At 72.4% G+C, this 19,362-nt stretch carries 20 protein-coding genes; 10 read left to right on the top strand and 10 right to left on the bottom strand.

The features are described from left to right. Nucleotides 1–15: 15 nt before the first annotated feature. From DEJ02_RS05790 to nagA, 6 genes are all read left to right on the top strand, one after another. Nucleotides 16–471 (top strand): MarR family winged helix-turn-helix transcriptional regulator, encoded by a 456-nt coding sequence (locus DEJ02_RS05790; protein ID WP_111032312.1) that lies wholly within the window; start codon nucleotides 16–18, stop codon nucleotides 469–471. A 55-nt stretch (nucleotides 472–526) separates the two neighbouring features. Next, nucleotides 527–961, top strand: a complete 435-nt coding sequence (locus DEJ02_RS05785) for a MarR family winged helix-turn-helix transcriptional regulator (protein ID WP_111032311.1) — start codon at nucleotides 527–529, stop codon at nucleotides 959–961. A gap of 114 nt (nucleotides 962–1,075) precedes the next feature. After that, nucleotides 1,076–2,440, top strand: coding sequence for an MFS transporter (locus DEJ02_RS05780; RefSeq protein ID WP_111032310.1), 1,365 nt, complete (start codon nucleotides 1,076–1,078; stop codon nucleotides 2,438–2,440). Nucleotides 2,441–2,521: 81 nt separating this feature from the next. Further along, complete coding sequence (gene purU, locus DEJ02_RS05775; protein WP_110861849.1) at nucleotides 2,522–3,382, top strand: formyltetrahydrofolate deformylase; 861 nt, start codon at nucleotides 2,522–2,524, stop codon at nucleotides 3,380–3,382. Between the two features lie 8 nt (nucleotides 3,383–3,390). After that, on the top strand, nucleotides 3,391–3,798 hold the full coding sequence (locus DEJ02_RS05770) for a YrdB family protein (RefSeq protein ID WP_084740750.1): 408 nt from the start codon (nucleotides 3,391–3,393) through the stop codon (nucleotides 3,796–3,798). Further along, nucleotides 3,795–4,961 carry an N-acetylglucosamine-6-phosphate deacetylase gene (gene nagA / locus DEJ02_RS05765; RefSeq protein ID WP_111032309.1) on the top strand — a complete coding sequence of 389 codons (1,167 nt, stop codon included), beginning with the start codon at nucleotides 3,795–3,797 and terminating at the stop codon, nucleotides 4,959–4,961. The genes DEJ02_RS05770 and nagA overlap by 4 nt, the downstream gene beginning before the upstream one ends. Before the next feature lie 34 nt (nucleotides 4,962–4,995). Here nagA and DEJ02_RS05760 read toward each other — a convergent pair whose 3' ends face one another. The 5 genes from DEJ02_RS05760 to DEJ02_RS05740 all read right to left on the bottom strand — a co-directional run bounded on the left by DEJ02_RS05760 (nucleotide 4,996) and on the right by DEJ02_RS05740 (nucleotide 11,196). Then, complete coding sequence (locus tag DEJ02_RS05760; RefSeq protein ID WP_258370510.1) at nucleotides 4,996–5,559, bottom strand: hypothetical protein; 564 nt, start codon at nucleotides 5,557–5,559, stop codon at nucleotides 4,996–4,998. Beyond that, nucleotides 5,543–7,414 (bottom strand): alpha/beta hydrolase, encoded by a 1,872-nt coding sequence (locus tag DEJ02_RS05755; RefSeq protein WP_111032308.1) that lies wholly within the window; start codon nucleotides 7,412–7,414, stop codon nucleotides 5,543–5,545. Before DEJ02_RS05755 ends, DEJ02_RS05760 begins: the two co-directional genes overlap by 17 nt. After that, a complete protein-coding gene (locus DEJ02_RS05750; RefSeq protein ID WP_111032307.1) occupies nucleotides 7,411–7,689 on the bottom strand; it encodes a hypothetical protein in 279 nt (92 codons plus the stop codon). Before DEJ02_RS05750 ends, DEJ02_RS05755 begins: the two co-directional genes overlap by 4 nt. A gap of 67 nt (nucleotides 7,690–7,756) precedes the next feature. Beyond that, nucleotides 7,757–10,204 (bottom strand): GH92 family glycosyl hydrolase, encoded by a 2,448-nt coding sequence (locus DEJ02_RS05745; protein ID WP_258378671.1) that lies wholly within the window; start codon nucleotides 10,202–10,204, stop codon nucleotides 7,757–7,759. Between the two features lie 101 nt (nucleotides 10,205–10,305). Beyond that, complete coding sequence (locus tag DEJ02_RS05740) at nucleotides 10,306–11,196, bottom strand: SDR family NAD(P)-dependent oxidoreductase (protein WP_111032305.1); 891 nt, start codon at nucleotides 11,194–11,196, stop codon at nucleotides 10,306–10,308. A 77-nt stretch (nucleotides 11,197–11,273) separates the two neighbouring features. Between DEJ02_RS05740 and DEJ02_RS05735 the strand changes: the two genes are divergently transcribed. Continuing rightward, nucleotides 11,274–11,846 (top strand): TetR/AcrR family transcriptional regulator, encoded by a 573-nt coding sequence (locus tag DEJ02_RS05735; RefSeq protein WP_111032304.1) that lies wholly within the window; start codon nucleotides 11,274–11,276, stop codon nucleotides 11,844–11,846. A gap of 44 nt (nucleotides 11,847–11,890) precedes the next feature. Continuing rightward, nucleotides 11,891–13,066 carry a MalY/PatB family protein gene (locus tag DEJ02_RS05730; protein WP_111032303.1) on the top strand — a complete coding sequence of 392 codons (1,176 nt, stop codon included), beginning with the start codon at nucleotides 11,891–11,893 and terminating at the stop codon, nucleotides 13,064–13,066. A 15-nt stretch (nucleotides 13,067–13,081) separates the two neighbouring features. Here the strand turns inward: DEJ02_RS05730 and nagB are convergent, their stop codons facing one another. Continuing rightward, on the bottom strand, nucleotides 13,082–13,867 hold the full coding sequence (gene nagB, locus DEJ02_RS05725) for a glucosamine-6-phosphate deaminase (RefSeq protein ID WP_111032302.1): 786 nt from the start codon (nucleotides 13,865–13,867) through the stop codon (nucleotides 13,082–13,084). Between the two features lie 60 nt (nucleotides 13,868–13,927). Between nagB and DEJ02_RS05720 the strand changes: the two genes are divergently transcribed. Further along, nucleotides 13,928–14,407, top strand: a complete 480-nt coding sequence (locus DEJ02_RS05720) for an NUDIX domain-containing protein (RefSeq protein WP_017888122.1) — start codon at nucleotides 13,928–13,930, stop codon at nucleotides 14,405–14,407. A gap of 173 nt (nucleotides 14,408–14,580) precedes the next feature. Here the strand turns inward: DEJ02_RS05720 and DEJ02_RS05715 are convergent, their stop codons facing one another. From DEJ02_RS05715 to DEJ02_RS05700, 4 genes are read right to left on the bottom strand one after another with little or no spacing between them, the layout of a single operon-like run. Beyond that, on the bottom strand, nucleotides 14,581–15,651 hold the full coding sequence (locus DEJ02_RS05715) for an ABC transporter ATP-binding protein (protein WP_111032301.1): 1,071 nt from the start codon (nucleotides 15,649–15,651) through the stop codon (nucleotides 14,581–14,583). Next, a complete protein-coding gene (locus DEJ02_RS05710; protein WP_111032300.1) occupies nucleotides 15,648–16,562 on the bottom strand; it encodes an ABC transporter permease in 915 nt (304 codons plus the stop codon). The genes DEJ02_RS05715 and DEJ02_RS05710 overlap by 4 nt, the downstream gene beginning before the upstream one ends. Next, on the bottom strand, nucleotides 16,559–17,563 hold the full coding sequence (locus DEJ02_RS05705) for an ABC transporter permease subunit (protein ID WP_258378670.1): 1,005 nt from the start codon (nucleotides 17,561–17,563) through the stop codon (nucleotides 16,559–16,561). The genes DEJ02_RS05710 and DEJ02_RS05705 overlap by 4 nt, the downstream gene beginning before the upstream one ends. Nucleotides 17,564–17,568: 5 nt before the next feature. Then, on the bottom strand, nucleotides 17,569–18,711 hold the full coding sequence (locus DEJ02_RS05700) for an ABC transporter substrate-binding protein (RefSeq protein ID WP_111032298.1): 1,143 nt from the start codon (nucleotides 18,709–18,711) through the stop codon (nucleotides 17,569–17,571). A gap of 186 nt (nucleotides 18,712–18,897) precedes the next feature. Here DEJ02_RS05700 and DEJ02_RS05695 point away from each other — a divergent pair, with 186 nt between their 5' ends. Then, nucleotides 18,898–19,335, top strand: a complete 438-nt coding sequence (locus DEJ02_RS05695; protein WP_111032297.1) for a YdeI/OmpD-associated family protein — start codon at nucleotides 18,898–18,900, stop codon at nucleotides 19,333–19,335. The last annotated feature ends 27 nt before the right edge of the window (nucleotides 19,336–19,362 follow it).

Here is a 19,362-nt window from a genome sequence, read left to right as displayed (position 1 = left end):
CGGTACGATCACCCCGTGCCCCAGGAACTCCCAGCCCCGCGCGACGACGTCGACGGCATCGTGGCGTGGACGGTGATCCGGGCCGCACGGACGCTCTCCCGGCGGCTCGCGGCCGAGCTGGCGCCGCTCGGGTTGACGCCCGTGGAGTTCGGGGCGCTCATCCAGCTCGCGGCAGCGGGCGAGCTCAGCCAGGCCGACCTGGCGCGAGCGGTCGGCGTCCGACCGCAGAGCATGACGACGCTCGTCGGGGGGCTCTCGACGCGGGGACTCGTGGAGCGGGGCGCCGCACCGGGCCGGGGACGGGCCTCCCGGATGCGGCTGACCGACCAGGGCGAGGCGCTGCTGGCACGCGCCCACCCGATCGTCCGGGCGAGCAACGCGTGGTTCGGCGACGGTGCGGAACCGATCTCGGCGACCCTGCTCCCGCTGCTCGAGCCGGACGCGGGCGACGACGGGTCCGCCGTTCCCTGAGCAACATCAGAAGGCAAACTTGCAAGGCGGGCTGGTGACGGACTAGCCTCCGGGCGTGACCGACGCATCGGAGACCGACCCGACCGACCTGGCCGACGCCGTCCTGACGATGCACGGACGCCTGCGGCGGTCGTTGCTGGTCTCGAAGTCGGACGACGTCACGGCGTCGCAGACCGCCGCTCTCGGACGCCTGCTGCGGTACGGGCCGACCACCATCGCCGACCTGGCCCGAGCCGAGGGTGTCCGACCGCAGTCGATGGGCGCGACCGTCCAGGCCCTCGTCGACCTCGGCCTGGCCGAGCGGCAGCCCGACCCGACGGACGGCCGGCGGTCGATCGTCAACGCGACGGCGGCCGGTCGGGACGCCCGCCAGGCCGCCTGGGCCGCGCGGAACCGCGAGCTCGCCGAGCGGCTCGCGACCCTGCCCGAGGCGGACCGCCGCGTCGTCGCGCGGGCGATGGACCTGCTCGGGCCGATCGTCGATCCCTGACCCGCGCACCCCTCGCCCAGCCCTGCAACCGGAAGAAGCGCCCTCACGTCCACCACCACCACGACCCCCGACACGACCACGGGCAGCGGCTTCGGCCCGAAGCTCCTCATCCCGGTGCTCGTCGGGCCCCTGCTCAACCCGATCAACACCACGATGGTGTCGGTCGCCCTCACCCCGATCTCCCGCGACCTGGGCATCGGTGCGGCGCAGGCGATCTGGCTCGTCGCGGCCCTGTACCTGGCGAGTGCGATCGCGCAGCCCACGATGGGCAAGCTCGCCGACCGGTTCGGCCCGAAGAAAGTGTTCCTGACCGGGCTCGTCATCGTCGGGATCGCCGGGGTGGTGCCCGAGGTCCTGACCGGGTTCGGCGGCGCCGTGTTCGCCCGGGTGCTCATCGGCATCGGGACGTCGTCGGCGTACCCGGCGGCGCTCACCACGCTCCGGCAGCACTCCGCCCGGATCGGCAAGCCGACGCCGCCGCTCGTGCTCGGGGCGCTGTCGATCACGTCGCTCGTGTCCGCCGCCGCCGGCCCGCCACTCGGTGGGGCGCTCATCGCCGCGTTCGGCTGGCACGCGATCTTCCTGGTGAACGTGCCGCTCGCGGTGTTCGGCATCGTCGTGGCGACGCTCTGGCTGCCGTCCGACCGGCTGCGTCCGCGAGACGACGCCGCGCTGCCGGTACTGCAGGCGCTCGACCCGCTCGGCATGGTGCTGATGACCGGGACCGTCTCGGCGCTGCTCGTCTTCCTGCTCGACCTGTCCGCCGGGCTGTGGTGGCTGCTCGCGGTGGCCGTCGTGCTGCTCGTCGCCCTGGTGGTGTGGGAGCTGCGGGCCGTGCGACCGTTCGTCGACGTGCGGCTGCTCGCCCGGAACGGCGCGTTGTCCCGGACCTACGGCCGCCTGTTCCTGACCTACCTGCTCGCCTACACGATGACCTACGGGTTCTCGCAGTGGGTGCAGGACGTCGCGGGCTACCCGAGCGACGTCGCCGGCTACATCCAGCTGCCGGCCGCGATCGTCGCCGGGGTGGCCTCGTTCGTGGTCGCACGCAAGACCGCGATCCGCGGGCCGCTCGTCGTCGCCGCGCTGGTGCCGATCCTGGGCGGTGTGCTCCTGCTCTTCCTGCACACCGGGTCGCCCGTCGTCCTGCTCGCCCTGACCCCGGCGCTGTTCGGGGTGCCGCAGGCCCTGGCGTCGGTGTCGAACCAGGCGGCCCTGTACCGGCTCGTCCCCGCGGAGTACATCGGCACCGCGGCCGGGCTGTCGCGCACCGCGGTGTACATCGGGGCGATCGCGGCGTCCTCGCTCATCGGTGGCGTGTTCGGCCAGGCCCCGACGACGCCGGACCTGCACGTGCTGGCGTGGGTGATCCTCGGCGTCGCGGTGCTCCTGACGCTGCTGACCCTGGCCGACCGCCGCCTGCGGGACGCTGACGCCGGGCGCGCCACTACCGCCGCGCCCGCCGCTGACGCTTCGTGAGCACAAATGGTCGAGTCGCCGCGGCGCACTCGACCATTCCTGCTCACGAAGCACCTCCCCCGCGGCCGGTACCCTGATCCGGTGACCGACCCGACCCCCACGCACTGGACCCTGACGCTCGTCTGCGACGACCAGCCCGGGATCGTGCACGCCGTCTCCGGAGCGATCGTCGCCGCCCAGGGCAACATCACCGAGTCGCAGCAGTTCTCCAGCGCCGACACGAACACCTTCTTCATGCGCCTGCAGGTGATGGCGCCGGTGGACCGCGCCGCCTTCGAGGCCGCGCTCGCCCCCGTCGCCGCCCGCTACGACGCCCGCGTCCAGCTCGACGTCGTCGGTCGTCCGCTGCGCACCCTCGTGCTCGTGTCGAAGGCGGGCCATTGCCTGAACGACCTGCTCTACCGGCAACGCGGCGGACAGCTGCCGATCGAGGTCCCCCTCGTGCTGTCGAACCACGCGGACCTGTCCGAGCTCGCCGCGTTCTACTCCGTGCCGTTCGAGCACCGTCCGGTCACCGACGCCGAGTCGAAGGAGCAGATGGAGCGGCGTGTGCTGCAGGCGGTGGAGGAGCACGACATCGAGCTCGTGGTCCTCGCCCGCTACATGCAGATCCTGTCGCCCGAACTCTGCGCAGCGCTCGAGGGCCGCGCCGTGAACATCCACCACTCGTTCCTGCCCGGCTTCAAGGGCGCGAACCCGTACCGGCAGGCGCATGCCCGCGGGGTGAAGCTCATCGGTGCGACCGCGCACTTCGTGACGAGCGACCTCGACGAGGGCCCGATCATCGAGCAGAACGTCGTCCGCGTCGACCACACCAAGGAACCGGCCGAGCTGGTGTCCATCGGGCAGGACGAAGAGTCCCGCACGCTCACCCAGGCGGTGCGCTGGATCGCGGAGGACCGCGTCCTGCTCGACGGCGCCCGCACCATCATCTTCAAGTAGGCAGCACCATGACCAACGCCCCACAGTCCCCCGTCGACTGGGAATCGGTCCCCGACCCGGCAGCCGTCCGGCAGCCGCGACGGCGGTTCGAGGCCTGGATGATCCTGCGGATCGCCGTGATGGTGTTCGGCCTGCTGTCCCTGGCCTTCTGGGGCTACTGGTCGTGGCAGCTCCCGCTCCCCGGCTACCTGTTCATGGTCGGGGCTCCGCTGTTCGCCGCGGTCGTCTGGTACTTCTTCCGGTCGCCGCGCTCCCCGATCGAGACCGACATCGTCGGCAAGACCATCGTCGAGGTCGCCCTGGTCGTCGCCGCAGGCGCGACCTGGATCTCCATCGGCCACCCGGTCGTCGGCATCGTCTTCATCGTGATCGCCGCCCTGAGCGGCGTGATCGCGTTCCGCAAGGAGACCGCATGAGCACCACGGGCCTCCAGACCGGCCAGGAGGCCCAGCGCACGCTGGTCCGCGCTGCCCGCGTCGTCGACGCGGCCGGCACCACGGCCGACGGCTGGGTCCTGGTCGTCGGCGACACGATCCACGCGACCGGCTCCGGCCCCGAGGCCCCCGTGGCCGACCGGGTCGTCGACCTGGGCGACGCGGTCCTGACGCCCGGATTCGTGGACCTGCACGGGCACGGTGGGGCGACCGAGGCGTACGAGGACGACTCGTTCGACCGTTCGCTCGCGATGCACCGTTCGCACGGCACGACCCGCTCCGTCCTGTCGCTCGTCGCGAACCCGGTCCCCGCGCTCGCGGCGTCGCTGGCCCACGTCCGCGCCGTGATGGCGACCGACCCGCTCGTGCTCGGTGTGCACCTGGAGGGACCGTTCCTGTCCCCGCACAACAAGGGCGCCCACAACGAGTCGTTCCTGATCGAGCCGACCCCCGCCGCGGTCGACGCCCTGCTCGAAGCGGGCGAGGGTGTCATCCGCCAGGTCACGATCGCGCCCGAGCTGCCCGGAGCGCTCGACGCCGTCCGCCGCTTCGTCGACGCCGGCGTCGCGGTCGCCGTCGGCCACACGGTCGGCACGTACGACCAGGCGCGGGCCGCGTTCGACGCCGGCGCGACGATCCTGACCCACGCCTGCAACGCGATGCCCGGGCTGCACCACCGCGCACCGGGGCCGATCGGCGCCGCCGTGTCGGACGACCGCGTGACGCTCGAACTCATCCTGGACGCCGTGCACGTGCACCCGGTCGTGGCGGACACGCTCTTCCGGGCGACGCCGGGTCGGGTGGCGCTGATCACCGATGCGATGGGTGCCGCCGGCGCTGCGGACGGCTCGTACCGGCTCGGGTCGCTCGACGTCACGGTGACCGACGGCGTCGCACACGTGGCGGGGACGGAGACCATCGCGGGGTCGACGCTGACGCAGGACGTGGCGCTCCGCAACGCGGTCTCGCTCGCCGGGCGGACCCTGCCCGAGGCCGTGGCGGCGCTGACGAGCGTGCCGGCCGGCGCGCTGGGGCTCGGCGACCGTCTGGGTCGGCTGGCGCCGGGGTTCGCCGCCGACATGGTGGCGCTGACGCCGTCGCTCGAGGTCGAGCGCGTCTGGGGCGGCGGGCGCGAGCTGCGCTGAAGCGCGCACGGCGCAGACGGCTCGCTCGGACACGTCACGGCAGGTCGGTCGGGCGGGGGTTGAGCGGCTCACCGAACCGTGGGGCCCGGCCGGGGACGCAGTGCCCGTAGATGGACACGTCCGCATGGGACTCGTACGCCTGGAACAGGACGGCGAAACCGTCCCCGGCCGTCCCACCGAGGTAGCCGTTCGGGTAGCTGACGACGGTGCGCTCGGGCGTCAGCGTGTCGTCGTGCTGCACGCGGGCTCCGTCGTACCCGATCGCAGCGAGCGCCTTCGTGACGCGCTGGGCAACCTGGTCGGGCGTGCCCGGGAGCGGGAGCCTGCGTGCGGCCGAGTACGAGTACTGGGCGGCTTCCTGGTCGCCGGTGCCGCAGATGAACCACGCGGGTTCGTCGTCGCCCCAGCCGTCCTGCCCGACGACCGAGCGCACGGCGGCGAAGATGTCCAGGACGTCCTGGTGCGACTGTTCGACGTTCATTGACGTGTCCTTCTGCATCGGGGAGTCCGGGGCGGGGCCGGTGCACCCGGTCAGGAGTGCGGTGACCACCAGGGCTCCGGCGAGTGCCGCCCACGACCGTTCAGAGCGTCGGGTCACCGGTGCCCCCGGTCTGCCAGCCGTACATGAGCCAGTCGTCCTTGGTCTGCTGCCGCATCCGGTCGAAGGGGCGGCCTCGCTCCGGGATCTCGTCCCCGTGTCCCATCGCCGCTCGTGCAGCGTTGTGCTGGGCGGTGGTCCCGTTGTCGAAGTACGAGTACCGGCCGTCGTCGTCATCGCCGTCGTACGGCCCGTGGCGGGTGACGCCGTGCAGGGTGTCCGACCCACGGCCCTCGGTCTCGGAGCTGAACGCGTGCGCGTCCCACGTGGACTCGGTCGGGTCACGCCGACCGGACAGGTTCTGCCCGGTGACGGCCCAGCCGTCCTTCGCGCCCTGGCTGGCGAAGACCTGCCCCTCGGGCACGTGCAGCATGGACGCGTTCGGTACGGCGTCCGTCACACCGGCCGAGCCGAGCAGCACCACGTGGTCGGCGTGGGTCTTCGTCAGGGCGATGGTCGCCACGGTCGTCCCGTAGGAGTGCCCCATGACGGTCAGATCGGCGTCCCGCCCGGCGGCCGCTCGTGCCGCGTGGAACCCGTCGAGGTCGGCGACGAGTCGCTCGGCGCCCGCTCGCGCGCGGTCGTTCGCCAGGACGGACCGGAACGACGGGTCGTCGGCCATCGGCGGGTGGTAGCCGATCCAGGACAGGACGGCCACGTCGCCCGCGCGGGCACCGGACACCCGAACCTGCGCAGCACGCATGCCGATGGCGATCGCTCCGTAGTCCTGCACCGTGCCGTCCTGGTACGTCGCGGTGTTCATGCCCGGCACGATGACGCTGACGTGCGTGGCACGGTCGAGGTCACCCGCGACGATCTGCGCGAGCGGGGGACGGTCGTCGACGAGTGCCACCAGCGAGACCGGTGTCGTGGCGAGGGTGTCCTGGATGTTCCGGTAGGCGTCGCGCTGCCGTTCCCAGACGAGTAGCTGCTCCCGTGCCGTCGCCGCTTCGGCCGGGTTCCGGGCGGCGTCGTGCCGCCCACGCCAGTAGCGGACCTGCTTCCGCGCGTGTGCGAGCCGGTCAGCCAACACCGTCGTGTTCGCCCGTGCCCGCGCCCAGGAGGCGACACCGTTCAGGTTGCCGATGACCGCCGGCATCGCCACGACGAACGCCCGCTGGACGGCGGACGGCACACCGTCGACGCCCGACATCGCCTGCCACCACCCGGCCACCTGCGCAGGGTCGAGTCCGGCGAGCCGCTCGGCGACCCGTGCGTCGTCACCGAGCGCGGCGACGGTCTCCGGGTCGAGCGTGCCGAGCCACGTGAGGAACTGGCCGTCGCTCATCGCGGACACGACCGTGGCGGAGACCAGCTTGCCGAGCACCGACCGGTCCTCGAGCGCGGAGGCCGCCACTCGGTCGGCTGCGGCTCGGCGGGCGACGAGCTCGTCCCACTGCGCCGTCAGCCGAGCGTCCAGCGCTGCCAACCACTCGCCGCTGCGCTCCAGCTGCTGCAGGAGCGCACGGTCCGACTCGACCGCATCCGGTCCGGACGCCACCACGGTGGCATCGCGGATCGCCCGCTCGTTGGCCGCGATGTCGTCCGCGGTGTTCCGCCGGGTCGTCTGCAGGCTCGCGGCGTCGTCCTGGATCTCCCGCACCTGGCGCGCGTAGGTGGCGAGTGCGGCCGACGCCGCGTCCAGCCGCGCCGCGACGCGCTGGGCACTCGCCGGCATCGCCGCCGCCGTCAGGAGGAACCGCTGTTGCGCCCGCCCCGCCCAGCCGGACGCCGCGTGCTCCGCGGCGACGAGCACGTGCCGGGCACCGTCACGGACCGCGTCCGAGTGGTCGTCGTGCCGACGGGCGATCCGCTGGATGCCGTCCGGGTCGCCCGAGACGGGGTCCGCGCTCACCGCACCCGCCGGGCGAGGTCGGCATCCGCGCGCAGGAGCGCTTCGGCGGCGGCGGTCACGTAGTCGCGCAGCGTGTCCGCGTCGTCACCGAGGGAACGGATCATCGCGTCGTGCGCCCTGGCAGACGCCGCGAACGCGGACTCGACCGCCCCCGAGCCGAACGCACCGCCGTCCGAGCCGGACAACGGGCGCTCAGAGCGGAGGTCGGTCACCGCCTGCCCCACCGCTCGCGCGACCGCCTGCATCGTCGGCAGGTCGACCGTCAGATCCCCCATGGTGCCCCCTCGTGTTCCCCGAGGAGGTCAACATATCACCGCTGAAGTACGGTGTGTCAAGCGGTGTTCAGCGGTCGATCGGGCGCCCCCGCTGGCCACTCGCCCACGACGTGTCCGCCGTTTCCCCGACCCGCAGGGACAACGTGCCGCCCCGGGTGACGAACGACGCCGGCACCCAGGACCGCTCGTGCGTCCACCCGTTCAACCGGGCGCCCTGCACGTACGGCGCGGTCCCCGACGACCGGATGAGGACCCGCTCGCCGCTCGAGCGCCGGATGTCGACCGTGCTGAACGTCGGGCTGCCGATGAGCATCTCCGCTCGCCCGGGCGTCTGCGGGAACAGGCCGATCGAGGCGAAGACGTACCAGGCGCTCATCGTGCCGAGGTCGTCGTTGCCCGGCAGGCCGCCTGGGCCGGTCGAGTAGGCGTCGTCCACGACCTGCCGCACGGTCTCCTGCGTCTTCCAGGGCTTGCCGAGCGCGTTGTACATCCACGGCGTGTGGATGTCGGGCTCGTTCGTCGGGTCGAACTTCGTGGCGTCGCCACCCGTGACCGCGAACGCACCGGTGCTGTCGTGGAAGAAGTCGTCGAGCCGAGCGGTTGCGGCGTCGTCACCGCCGAGCGCGCTCGACAGCCCCTGCACGTCCTGCGGCACGAGCCAGGTGTACTGCGCGCTGGTGCCCTGCGCGAACCCGGTGCCGGTCGAGGGCGACCAGTCGGGCGTCCACGAGCCGTCCGCCTGCCGCGCGGCCTGGTATCCGACGGCGGCGTTGAAGGTGTTCTTCCAGTAGGACCCACGCTCCGCGAACATCCGGGCGTCGGAGCGCAGCCCGAGGGAACCGGCCCAGTACCCGAGCGCGCTGTCGGAGATCGAGTCCTCGAGGGTCTCGGCCGCACCACCCCAGCAGGAGCAGTCGTCGTTCGCCGCGTACTGCCGCTCCAGGTACTCGTCGAGTGCGGGTCGCTGCGCCAGGCACTGCCCCGGGCACCCGATGTCGCTCTCGGCGTCCGCGTTCTCGACCGTCGCCTGGTGCTTGAGCGAGGCGTAGGCGGCGCGGACGTCGAAGTTCCGGACGCCCATGGCGTACCAGGTGGCGAGCGTCGCGGCCGAGGGGTCGCCGGTCATCACGTGCGTCGGCGCTCCGAGGTGCAGCCATCGGTCCCACACCCCGCCGTTCTGCTCGGCGAACCGCAGCATCGACTGCGCCATGTCCCCGGCGACGTCCGGCCGCAGCAAGGCCAGCAGCTGGATCTGCGCCCGGTACTGGTCCCACCCGGAGTACGTGCCGTAGACGGCTCGGTGTCCGCGGTCCATCCGGTGCACCCGCAGGTCGGGCCCGAGGTAGCGACCGTCGCGGTCGTTCAGCGTGTTCGGCTGCATCAGTGCGTGGTAGACCGACGTGTACAGCTGGGTGGTCCGGTCCGCCGTGCCGCCACCGACGCGCAGGCGCGACAGTTCACGGTTCCAGGAGGCCCGTGTGCCGGCTGCGACGCTGGCGACGGTCGAGCGCTTGGTCACCTCACCGTCACGGTTCGCGACCGCTCCGGCCGCGCTCACGTACGAGATGCCGATCTTCGCCTGCACCGTCGCTCCGCGACGCGCATCGAACCCGACCCACGCGCCGGAGCCGCGTCCGGCGCGGTCGGCGCCGGTCAGGTAGCCCTCCCCACCGGAGGAGGACGTGCCTCCAGGCTGGACCGTGCCGTCCTTCCAGGTGCCGGTGCTCGCGAACGCCGTGTCGAAGGTCGCGGTGAAGTAGAGGCGGTAGTAGCTGCGGCGGTCCGGGTTGGTGGCGCCGCCGCCGTTCGCGCGGCGGCTGCAGAAGCCGCCGGTCAGGACGCTGCCGCTGACCGTGCGGGTGCGCGGGTCGACGCGGGTGATCGCGGCCTCGCTGCCGTTGATCGAGTTCGACGTGCGGAAGAGCAGGTTCGCGTCCTTCCCGGCCGGGAACGTGAACGCGCCGACGCCGGCACGGGTGGTCACGGCCAGGTCGGTGCGGACGCCGTTGTCGAGCGTGACGCCGTAGCGGCCGGGGCTCGCGGACTCCTGGTCGTGGGAGTACCCGGCGGCGTAGACGGCGTCCTTCGAGTCGGCCGACGGCGAGGTCGTGACCGGGGTCGTGACCGGCATGATCGGCACGTCACCGGCAGCCCCGGGAGCACACCCGGCACCGTTCAGGTGCGTCAGGCTGAAGCCGCGCAGCCGGTTCACGTCGTACGAGTAGCCGTTCGCGACCGGGGTCGACGTCTGGTCGCCCGCGGTGCCCGTGGGGCTCCACTGCATCATGCCGAACGGCGCGGTGGCCCCGGGCCAGGTGTTGCCGTTGTTGCTCGTGCCGATGAAGGGGTCGACGTACCGCGCGGGATCGCTGACGGTGCGCCCGGCCTGCGTCGAGGGCGAGGCCACGGCCGGCGCGGCGACGATCCCCGTGCCCAGCAGTGCGGCGATCGTGGCCACCGCGGCGAGCGGGAGCGGACGGACGAGCGGGCGACGGTGCACGCGAGATCGGTTCACATCGGTGACGCTAGCCCCCTCGGACGGGGGACGCCGCCCGCGTCACCGAGCGCTCTCCCGCTGTTCACGTCGGGTTCGGCGACGGGCCCGGCCCCGCCCGGTCAGACGACGGTGCGGGCGGCGACCTCGTCGACGAAGGTGCGGACCCGCTGCCGGAACACCGGGTCGGTGGCGGTCCCGCGGACGGGCACGACGTGCAGCCGCCGGTCACCACGTCGCAGCGCCGGCCCGACGAACACCCCCTCGGCGACGTCCGGCGCGGTGGCCGACCAGAGCGTCGAGCGAGCGCCGTCCTCCGCGGTCCGGGCCATGCTGCGCGCGATCATGCCGCCGAGGCGCTGCGCGAGGGTCTCGGCCTGGTCGTTCATCCCCGTCGCCGCGATGCCGGGGTGTGCGATGACCGAGCGGACGTCCGAGCCGGCCGCGCGGAGCCGCTCACCGAGGTCGACCGCGAGCGCCGTCGCCGCCGTCTTCGAGTCGGTGTACACGGCGAGCTGCGAGTAGTCGCTCGGATCGTCGACCCCGCCCGGTGCGGGCACGCGGCGGGTGCGCTGCGACAGGTTCGACCCGACGAGGACGACCCGGGGCGACGGTCCGCCGAGCACCGGGAGCATCGCGTCGGCGAGCACGGCCGGCCCGACGACGTTGGTGGCCCAGGTGCGTTCGATGCCCTCGTCGGTCAACCCGAACGCGCCCAGCGTCGCGCCGGCGTTGTTGACGAGGGCGTCCACGACGATGCCGTCCGCCACGAGCTGCCGGGCGAACGCCGTGACCGAGGCGACCGACGCGGTGTCGACGACCCGCGCCTCCAGGCCGACGGGCAGGACGCGAGCCGCCTTGTCGGGGTTGCGGACCGCCGCGATGACGCGTGCTCCGGCGGCTGCGAGTCGGGTCGCGGCCACCAGCCCGAGTCCGCCGGTCGCGCCGGTGACCACCACGGTCCGGCCGCGCTGGTCGGGCATCACGGACGGTTCCCACTCGAACGTGTCCATGGTCGTCTCCTGCTCACTCGTCGCCTGGAATCGGATGATCCATCCGGAAGGCTAGCACAAGCGGATAGACTGTCCGTATGACGATCGCGATGGCCCGACCCGAAGCGCTGCGCTCCGATGCGCAACGCAACCGGACCGCGCTGCTCGACGTCGCCCGGTCGTTCGTCGAGCGGGGCGAGCAGCCGCTGCTCAACGCCGTTGCACACGACGCCGGTGTGGGTGTCGGGACCGCCTACCGGCACTTCCCGTCGCAGCAGCACCTGCTCGAGGCGCTCGCGATCGACGCGCTCGAGGACATGCTCGACCTCGTCCGTGTCGCCGTCGCGCTGCCCGACGCGGTGGACGCGCTCCGGGGGGTCGTGACGGCTGCGTTCCGGAGCATGGTCGACGACGCGGCCCTCGGCGACCTGCTGACGAACGGCGGGTTCTCGTGCGCCGACACCGCGGCGCTCGCGGGCGACCTGGTCGAGTCCGTCGACGCGCTGCTCGCACGGGCACGGGCCGAGGGGCTCGTGCGTGCCGACGTCGACGCGGACGACCTGCGACGGCTGCTGTGCGGGATGCGGGTGGCCGCTGTGGCGGGTGGCTCCCGGGTGCACGACCCCGAGCGCTACGTCGAGGTGCTGCTGGCGGGCCTCCGCCCGGCCTGACCACCACCCTCGCGCCCCGCGTGCCTCGCTGTCAGGATGGGCGCATGAGCGTCATGGTGTCCGTCTTCGATGCGTACCGGTCCCGCACGAGCGAGAAGTACACGGCCTACCCGCCGGACGTGCTCCCCATGTTCGTCGCCGAGATGGACAGCATGCTCGCCGAACCGATCCGCGACGCCCTGGTCACGGCGGTGACGAACGGCGACACCGGGTACGTCGGGCACGGACGGGCCCTGCCCGAAGCGTTCGCCGACTTCGCCGAGAGCCGGTGGGCATGGCGGGTCGACCCCGACCTGGTCCGCACCACCACGGACGTGTCGGTCGCGGCGGTCGAGGTGCTGCGCCGGGTCATCGAGCCGGGCGACCAGGTCGTCATCATGCCGCCCGTGTACCCGCCGTTCTGGGAGTACGTGTCCGAGGCCGGCGGCACCGTCACCGAGGTCCCGCTGCTCGCCCCCGCAGGCCCGGCCGACCCCTTCGACACCACGGCCGGCTGGCGGATGGACCTGGACGGCATCGCGCAGGCGTTCGCCGACGGAGCCCGCACGGTGCTGCTCTGCAACCCGCACAACCCCCTCGGCCTGGTGCACGACCGCTCGTCGCTCGTCGCACTCGCGAAGCTGGCCGCCGAGTGGGACGCCGTCGTGGTGTCCGACGAGATCCACGCGCCGCTCGTGCACGCCGACGCGGTGTTCACGCCGTTCCTGGAGTCCTGCCCCGAGGCCGCGTCCCTCGGCGTCGCCCTGACGAGTGCGAGCAAGGCCTGGAACCTCGCCGGCACGAAGTGCGCGATGATGATCGGCGCCTCGGAGCGGGCACGCGCCTGGTTCGACGGACTGCCGACCGAGGTCGTCGAGCGCACCGGCATCCTCGGCTACACGGCGAGCGTCGCGGCCTTCAGCGAGGGCGGGCCGTGGCTGGCGTCACTGCTCACCGAGCTCGCGGCGAACCGCCGGACCCTGGCCGAGCGGATCGGCGACGTGCTGCCCGGTGCCGAGTACCGGCAGCCGCAGGCGTCGTACCTGGCGTGGCTCGACCTGCGGGCGCTGCCGTGGGGCGACGACCCCGCGGCGGAGCTCGTCGACCGGGCGAAGGTGGCGCTCGGCTCCGGCCCGGCGTTCGGACGGCAGGGCCGGGGCTTCGCGCGGCTGAACTTCGGGTGCTCGGCGGAGACCCTCGACGAGGGGCTCAGCCGCCTCGCCGCAGCGGCCAGGGCCTGAACCCGAGCCACCCGCCTACTCGAACCGCTGCCAGGCCGGCTTGTTGGCGTACGTGTAGCGGTAGTAGTCGGCGAGCTGCAGCCCGGCGGCGGCTTCCTCGTCGACGACGACGGTCGCGTGCTCGTGCAGCTGCAGGGCCGAACCGGGCACGAAGGAGCTGAGCGGCCCCTCGATCGCAGCGGCGACGGCCGCCGCCTTCGACGCGCCCTGCGCGACGAGGACGAGCTCGCGGGCCTCGAGGATGGTGCCGAGCCCCTGCGTCATGCAGTGCGTCGGGACCTGCTCGGGCGAGTCGAAGAAGCGCGCGTTCGCGTCACGGGTCGACGGCGCGAGGGTCTTGATGCGGGTACGCGAGGCGAACGACGACGTCGGCTCGTTGAACCCGATGTGGCCGTTGGCCCCGATGCCGAGGATCTGCACGTCGATCCCGCCCGCGGCACGGATCGCGGCGTCGTACTCCTTGGCCGCGAACTCCAGGTCGGCGGCACGGCCGTCCGGCACACGCACGCGCGAGGCGTCGAAGCCGAGCGGCGCCACGACGTCGCGGGCGATCACGGCCGCGTACGACTCGGGGTGCTCGAGCGGGATGCCGACGTACTCGTCGAGGGCGAACCCACGGGCCTCGGCGAACGAGATCTCGCCCGCCTGCACCCGGCGCTGCAGGTCGGTGTAGATGCCCTGCGGGCTGGATCCGGTGGCGAGACCGATGACGGCGGACGGCTTCTTGGCGACGACGGACGCGATCTTGGCCGCGGCGACGCGACCGACCTCGTCCGGCGTGGGCAGGATGATGATCTCCACACGGCAAGCCTACTGGTCATGACCAGTCTGCGACAGGGGTCGTGTGGGTAGCGTGGAGGCATGCCGACCCCCGACTTCGTCCTGTCCCTGCGCGAGAAGATCGGCACGGCGCCGCTCTGGCTGTCGGGCGTGAGCGCCATCGTGACCCGCGGCTCCGGCGCCGATCGCGAACTGCTCGTGGTGCGGCGGGCCGACACGGGCGCGTACACGCCGGTCACCGGGATCGTCGACCCGGGCGAGGAACCCGCCGTCGCCGCCGAACGCGAGGTCCTGGAAGAAGCCGACGTCGTCGCCGTCGCCGAACGCCTGGCCTGGGTCCAGGTGCTGCCCGAGATGACCTACCCGAACGGCGACCGATCGCAGTACCTCGACCTGGTCTTCGCCTGTCGGTACGTCTCCGGCACGCCGAACCCCGCCGACGGCGAGAACACCGAGGCGTTCTGGGCTCGGCTCGACGCCCTGCCCGACATGTCGGAGAACATGCGGGCACGCGTCGAGGCCGGGCTGGCCGACGAGCGCGAGGCGCGCTTCCAGCGCTGACCCCACCGGTCTGGAGGCGCGGTGCCAGGCCGCCACGGGCCTCCAGTCCGCCGTCGGTCGCGCCCACCCCGCCGAAGCGACAGAAGTCCGCGAAGCATCCGCGCCCATCTGTCGCTTTCGCGACGGTGAGCGCGGTCGCGAGCGCGATCTGTCGCTTTCGGGGGGGGGTGGAGCTACGCGAGCGGCGCGACCGCGACCGGTGCGCCGAGCAGGCGCACGGCGACGGGGTCGCCGGTGGTCCGGCGGTCACCGACCTCGTGCTGGACGGTCACGACGGTGTCGTCGTCCAGGCGGACGGTGGTGCGGCGGATCGATCCGAGGAAGCTCGAGGTGACGACGGTGCCGGTGATGCCCTCGGGGGCGAAGGCGATGTCCTCCGGCCGGACGTACGCGAGCACCGGCCCGTCCGGAGCCGAGGAGTCGAGGGCCGGCACCCGGAAGCCGTACACGAAGACGTCGCCCCCGCGCAGGTCGCCCTGCAGCCGGTTCGACTGCCCGACGAAGTCCGCCGTGAAGGCCGACGACGGGGTGCGGTAGAGCTCCTCGGGCGTGCCGACCTGCTCGATGTCGCCCGCCTGCATCACGGCGATCCGGTCGGAGACGGCGAGCGCTTCCTCTTGGTCGTGCGTCACGAACACGGTGGTGATGCCGAGGTCGCTCTGGATGCGGCGGATCTCGTCGCGCAGCGAGACCCGGACCTTCGCGTCGAGGGCCGACAGCGGCTCGTCGAGCAGGAGCACCCGGGGGCGGGTGACCAGGGCACGGGCCAGGGCGACGCGCTGCTGCTGCCCGCCGGAGAGCTGGTGCGGGTACCGCTCGGCGAACTCGCCGAGGCGGACCATGTCGAGGGCCTCGACCACGCGGCTCTTGCGCTCGGCCGCGGGGACCCGGCGCATCTCGAGGCCGAAGGCGACGTTCTGCCGCACCGTCATGTGCGGGAACAGCGAGTACTGCTGGAACACCATGCCGATGTCGCGCTTGTTGACCGGGGTGTCGGCGACGTCCTGGCCGTCGATGCGGATCGAGCCGGCGTCGATGGCCTCGAGGCCCGCGAGCGCGCGGAGCGCCGTCGTCTTGCCGCAACCGGACGGCCCGAGGAGCGAGACGAACTCCCCCGGCTCGACGCGGAGGGACAGTCCGGCGAGTGCACGGTGTGCGCCGTAGTGCTTCTCGACGGCGTGGAGTTCGACGACGGCACCGGTGGTGGCGAGGGACGCCGGGGCTGCCGGAGCGGTGACGGTCATGCGGACTCCTTGAGGCGGGGACGACGGGTGGTGCGGGTGCGGCGGACTCGGCCCGTGCGACGGGTCCCGATGCGGCCGATGAGGACGAGCAGCACGAAGCCGAACGCGAGCGCGACGACCGAGAAGATCGCGGCGACGTACGGGTCGGTCCCCTGCACGAGCACGAGCCCGGTCTGGAACGTGCTGCGGGAGAGGAACGCGGCGAGGGTGTACTCGCCGAGGACCACGGTGATCGTGAGGAAGCACGCGGCGGTGATGCCCCGGCGCAGGTTCGGCAGGAGCACGCGCCAGGTGACGGTCCACCACGAGGCACCGAGTGAGCGGGCCGCCTCGGACAGGACGATCAGGTCCGTCGCGGTGATGGCAGCGGCGATCGGGCGGAACGCGAACGGCAGCGTGATGATGCCGATCGCGAACGCCAGCGTCCAGGAGCCGGACCCGAAGACCTGCGAGACGACCTGGTACACGGGGATGAACCCGACGACGAGCACCACGACCGGCACGGTGATCGGCACGATGCAGACGAACTCCAGGATGCTCCGGAGCCTGGGGTAGCGGAGCGCGGTGATGATCTGGGCGGGCAGCAGGACGAGCAGCACGATCCCGACGGTGATCACGGCGATGAGCAGCGACGCCCCGAGCCCGTCGAACACCGGCTGGTAGGTGAACGCGTTGGCCGGGTCACCGATCGCCGCCCAGTGCGCGAAGGTGAGCCCGCCGTCGGTGCCCTGCCGGAAGGTGAACTGCAGCAGGGCGACCAGCGGGACTGCGAACAGGAGCCCGATCGCGGTGAGCACGATCGCTGCCGCACCACGGGACGGGGCCGTGCCGAAGCGGCGGACGCGGGACGGGCCTCCGAGCCGAACCGGCTGCGCCGGGCGGACCGGACGGACCGGGGCCGCCGCGCTCATCGCTGCCACCTCGCGGCACGGCGCTGCAGCAGCGAGTACGCGCCCATCACGACCGCCATCACGACGACCATGCCGAAGGCGAGTACCCCGGCGACGTTCTGCAGGCCGGCGAGCGTCTCGCTGGTGAGCTGCGTGCGGATCGTGAGCGGCACGATGCCGCCCTGCGAGATGAGGGCCGCGGCGGTGGCGAACGACGAGAAGCCGTTCGCGAACAGCAGCAGGAGCGACCCCCAGAACGCCGGCGCCAGGACCGGCAACGCGATCCGGCGCCAGTACGTCAGGCGCGAGGCCCCGAGGGTCGCGGCGGCCTCGCCCCACTGGGCCTTGACACCCTCGAGTGCGGGCATGAACGTGAGGACCATGAGCGGCACCTGGAAGTAGACGTAGGGGATCACGAGCCCGGGCACCGTGTACAGGAAGGCGCCGTCCGCGTTGAGGTCGACGTGGAAGACCGTGACCAACCACGTCGTGACGAGGCCCTGCACGCCGATCGTGGCGATGAACGCGAACGCGAGCATGACCCCGCCGAACTGGGCGAGGACGCTGGCGGCCGAGTCGATCATCGACCGGACCAGTCCGTCCGGCCGCAGTGCCGAGAGCGCCCAGCAGACGACCGCGCCGAGCACGGCACCGATGACCGCGGAGGCGGCGGACAGGCCGAACGACCCGCCGAACGCCTGCAGCACGGATGGGTCGGCGAAGGCCGCGAGGTTCGCGAACGTGAACGCTCCGGAGCCGTCGAAGAAACCGCTGCCGATCGCGATCACGGCGGGGACCGCGAGGAACAGCAGGACGTAGGCGGCGAAGGGCGTCAGCCCCAGCCAGGCGAGGCCGACGCGGCGCCGGACACGGGGTCCGGCGCCGCGTCGGACGGCATCGGCGGACGCGCGTGCGGACGTCGGGCGCACGGGGCTCGTCGCGCTCGTCGCGCTCGTCGCCGGTGCGGCGTCGGTCGCGGCTGCGCCGCTCGCCGCGGGCGCGTCTGCCGATGCGGTGGTCATGCTGCTCAGGACCCCATCGTCGAGGACCACTTGGCCTTGAGCACCTTGGCGGCGTCGGCGACCTGCGCGTCGGTCAGCTCGACGTAGTCCTTCGGTGCGCCACCGGCGGCGTCGAGGGCGTCCTGGTCGACCTTGCCCGACTTCGTCAGCGCGGCGAGGGTGGACGGGAAGGCGCCGGCCTGCAGGTACAGGTTCTGGACCTCGGGGCTGGCGATGTACTCCTCCCACAGGCGGGCGGCCGCGGGGTGCGGGGCGTCCTTGTTGATGGCCTGCGAGTAGTACGAGCCGAGCGCCTGCCCCTTCGGGACGACGGTCTTCCAGTCCTTGTTGCCGCTCGCGCCCGCCGCCGGGCCCCAGGCCAGGTTGTTGTACGACCACTGGACGACGACCGGGGTCTCACCCGAGGCGACGGTGGCCTGCGTCGGCAGCACGTTCTGGAAGTTGCCGGCCTGCTTGAGCTTGCCGAAGAAGTCGACACCCTTGGTGATGTCGTCGGCCGAGCCGCCGTTCTCCAGCGCCGCCAGGTACACCGCGGACGCGGCCTGGTTCGCCTGCGTCGGGTCGCCGCCGATCGAGACCTTGCCCTTGTACTCGGAGCCGAGCAGGTCCGTCATGTCCTTCGGGGCGTCGGAGATCTTCGACGAGTCGTACCCGATCGACATCAGGCCGGTGTAGTCACGCGTCCAGGCGCCGTCCTCGTCCTTCAGGTTCGTGGGGATGTCGTCCCAGTTCGCGACCTTGTAGTCGGCGAACAGGTCGAGGTTCTCCTGCAGCACGGCGTTCCCGAGGTCGAGCACGTCGGGGGCGGTGGACTGGCCCTTCTGCGACTTGACCGCGGCGACCTCGTCGGCGCTCGAGCCGTTCGGGTTCGCGGAGTTGATCTTGATGCCGTACTTCTTGGTGAAGCCGTCGATGATCTTGCCGTAGTTGGCCCACGTCGGCGGGAGCGTGATGACGTTGAGCTGGCCCTCGGCCTTGGCGGCCTTGACCAGGGCGTCCATGCCGCCGGCGGACTGGGCGCTGGTGGTGGTCTTCCAGTCGGCGTCGCCCTTGCTCGTGCTGGCGGAGCTCGTCGAGGAGCATCCGGCGAGGGTGACGACTGCGGCGGCGGCCAGGGCGATGCCGGCCAGGGTGCGCTTGTGCTGCACGGGTGGGCCTTTCGGGTGGGGAGGAAGGTGCTGCGGGGACCGGGTGTCCGGGTTCTGGTCGATCGTGGACGCGGCCGGTTTCCGGCCCGTGCTCCGGTGGTGAACGACGGCGGAACAGCGGGTGCGGCTGTACGCTTTGCTCGTTCTGGGCACAGGGTCGCGCCCAGACCAGGCCTGGAGGCACGGATGCGGTTCACGACGACGGTCCTGCAAGCACGGAAGACGGCGACCGGACTCCCCGTCCCGGAGTCCGTCATCGAGGCGCTCGGATCCGGCAAGCGCCCCGCGGTGGTCGTCACGATCAATCGGGGCTACACCTACCGCTCCACCGTCGGGGTCATGGACGAGCAGTTCCTGGTGCCGCTGTCGGCCGCCCACCGTGAGGCCGCCGGGATCGCCGCCGGGGACACGGTCGAGGTCTCGCTCGAGGTCGACACCCTGCCCCGGACCGTCGACCTGCCGGAGGACCTGGCCGCCGCGCTGCAGGAGGCCGGCGTGCGTGCGGCGTTCGACACGCTGTCGAACTCGCGGCAGCGGGCGCTCGCCGACCCGGTCACGCAAGCGAAGGCCCCGGAGACCCGTGCCCGGCGGATCGAGAAGGCCGTGGAGTCCCTGCGGGGGTAGCGGTGCGCGGCGGCCAGGTCCTCCGGC

Source organism: Curtobacterium sp. MCLR17_042, assembly GCF_003234695.1.
Lineage (GTDB): Bacteria > Actinomycetota > Actinomycetes > Actinomycetales > Microbacteriaceae > Curtobacterium > Curtobacterium flaccumfaciens.
The sequence above is the reverse complement of the archived record's forward strand: the minus strand, read 5'-3'. Positions and strand labels throughout refer to the sequence as shown.

Bases quoted from the DNA above. Each gene is read 5' to 3' on its own strand.
- DEJ02_RS05740 (WP_111032305.1), bottom strand. From the start codon at position 11,196: ATGGACACGTTCGAGTGGGAACCGTCCGTGATGCCCGACCAGCGCGGC.
- DEJ02_RS05735 (WP_111032304.1), top strand. From the start codon at position 11,274: ATGACGATCGCGATGGCCCGACCCGAAGCGCTGCGCTCCGATGCGCAA.
- DEJ02_RS05770 (WP_084740750.1), top strand. From the start codon at position 3,391: ATGACCAACGCCCCACAGTCCCCCGTCGACTGGGAATCGGTCCCCGAC.
- DEJ02_RS05705 (WP_258378670.1), bottom strand. From the start codon at position 17,563: ATGACCACCGCATCGGCAGACGCGCCCGCGGCGAGCGGCGCAGCCGCG.
- DEJ02_RS05720 (WP_017888122.1), top strand. From the start codon at position 13,928: ATGCCGACCCCCGACTTCGTCCTGTCCCTGCGCGAGAAGATCGGCACG.
- nagA (WP_111032309.1), top strand. From the start codon at position 3,795: ATGAGCACCACGGGCCTCCAGACCGGCCAGGAGGCCCAGCGCACGCTG.
- DEJ02_RS05730 (WP_111032303.1), top strand. From the start codon at position 11,891: ATGAGCGTCATGGTGTCCGTCTTCGATGCGTACCGGTCCCGCACGAGC.
- DEJ02_RS05710 (WP_111032300.1), bottom strand. From the start codon at position 16,562: ATGAGCGCGGCGGCCCCGGTCCGTCCGGTCCGCCCGGCGCAGCCGGTT.
- DEJ02_RS05715 (WP_111032301.1), bottom strand. From the start codon at position 15,651: ATGACCGTCACCGCTCCGGCAGCCCCGGCGTCCCTCGCCACCACCGGT.
- DEJ02_RS05695 (WP_111032297.1), top strand. From the start codon at position 18,898: ATGCGGTTCACGACGACGGTCCTGCAAGCACGGAAGACGGCGACCGGA.
- DEJ02_RS05750 (WP_111032307.1), bottom strand. From the start codon at position 7,689: ATGGGGGATCTGACGGTCGACCTGCCGACGATGCAGGCGGTCGCGCGA.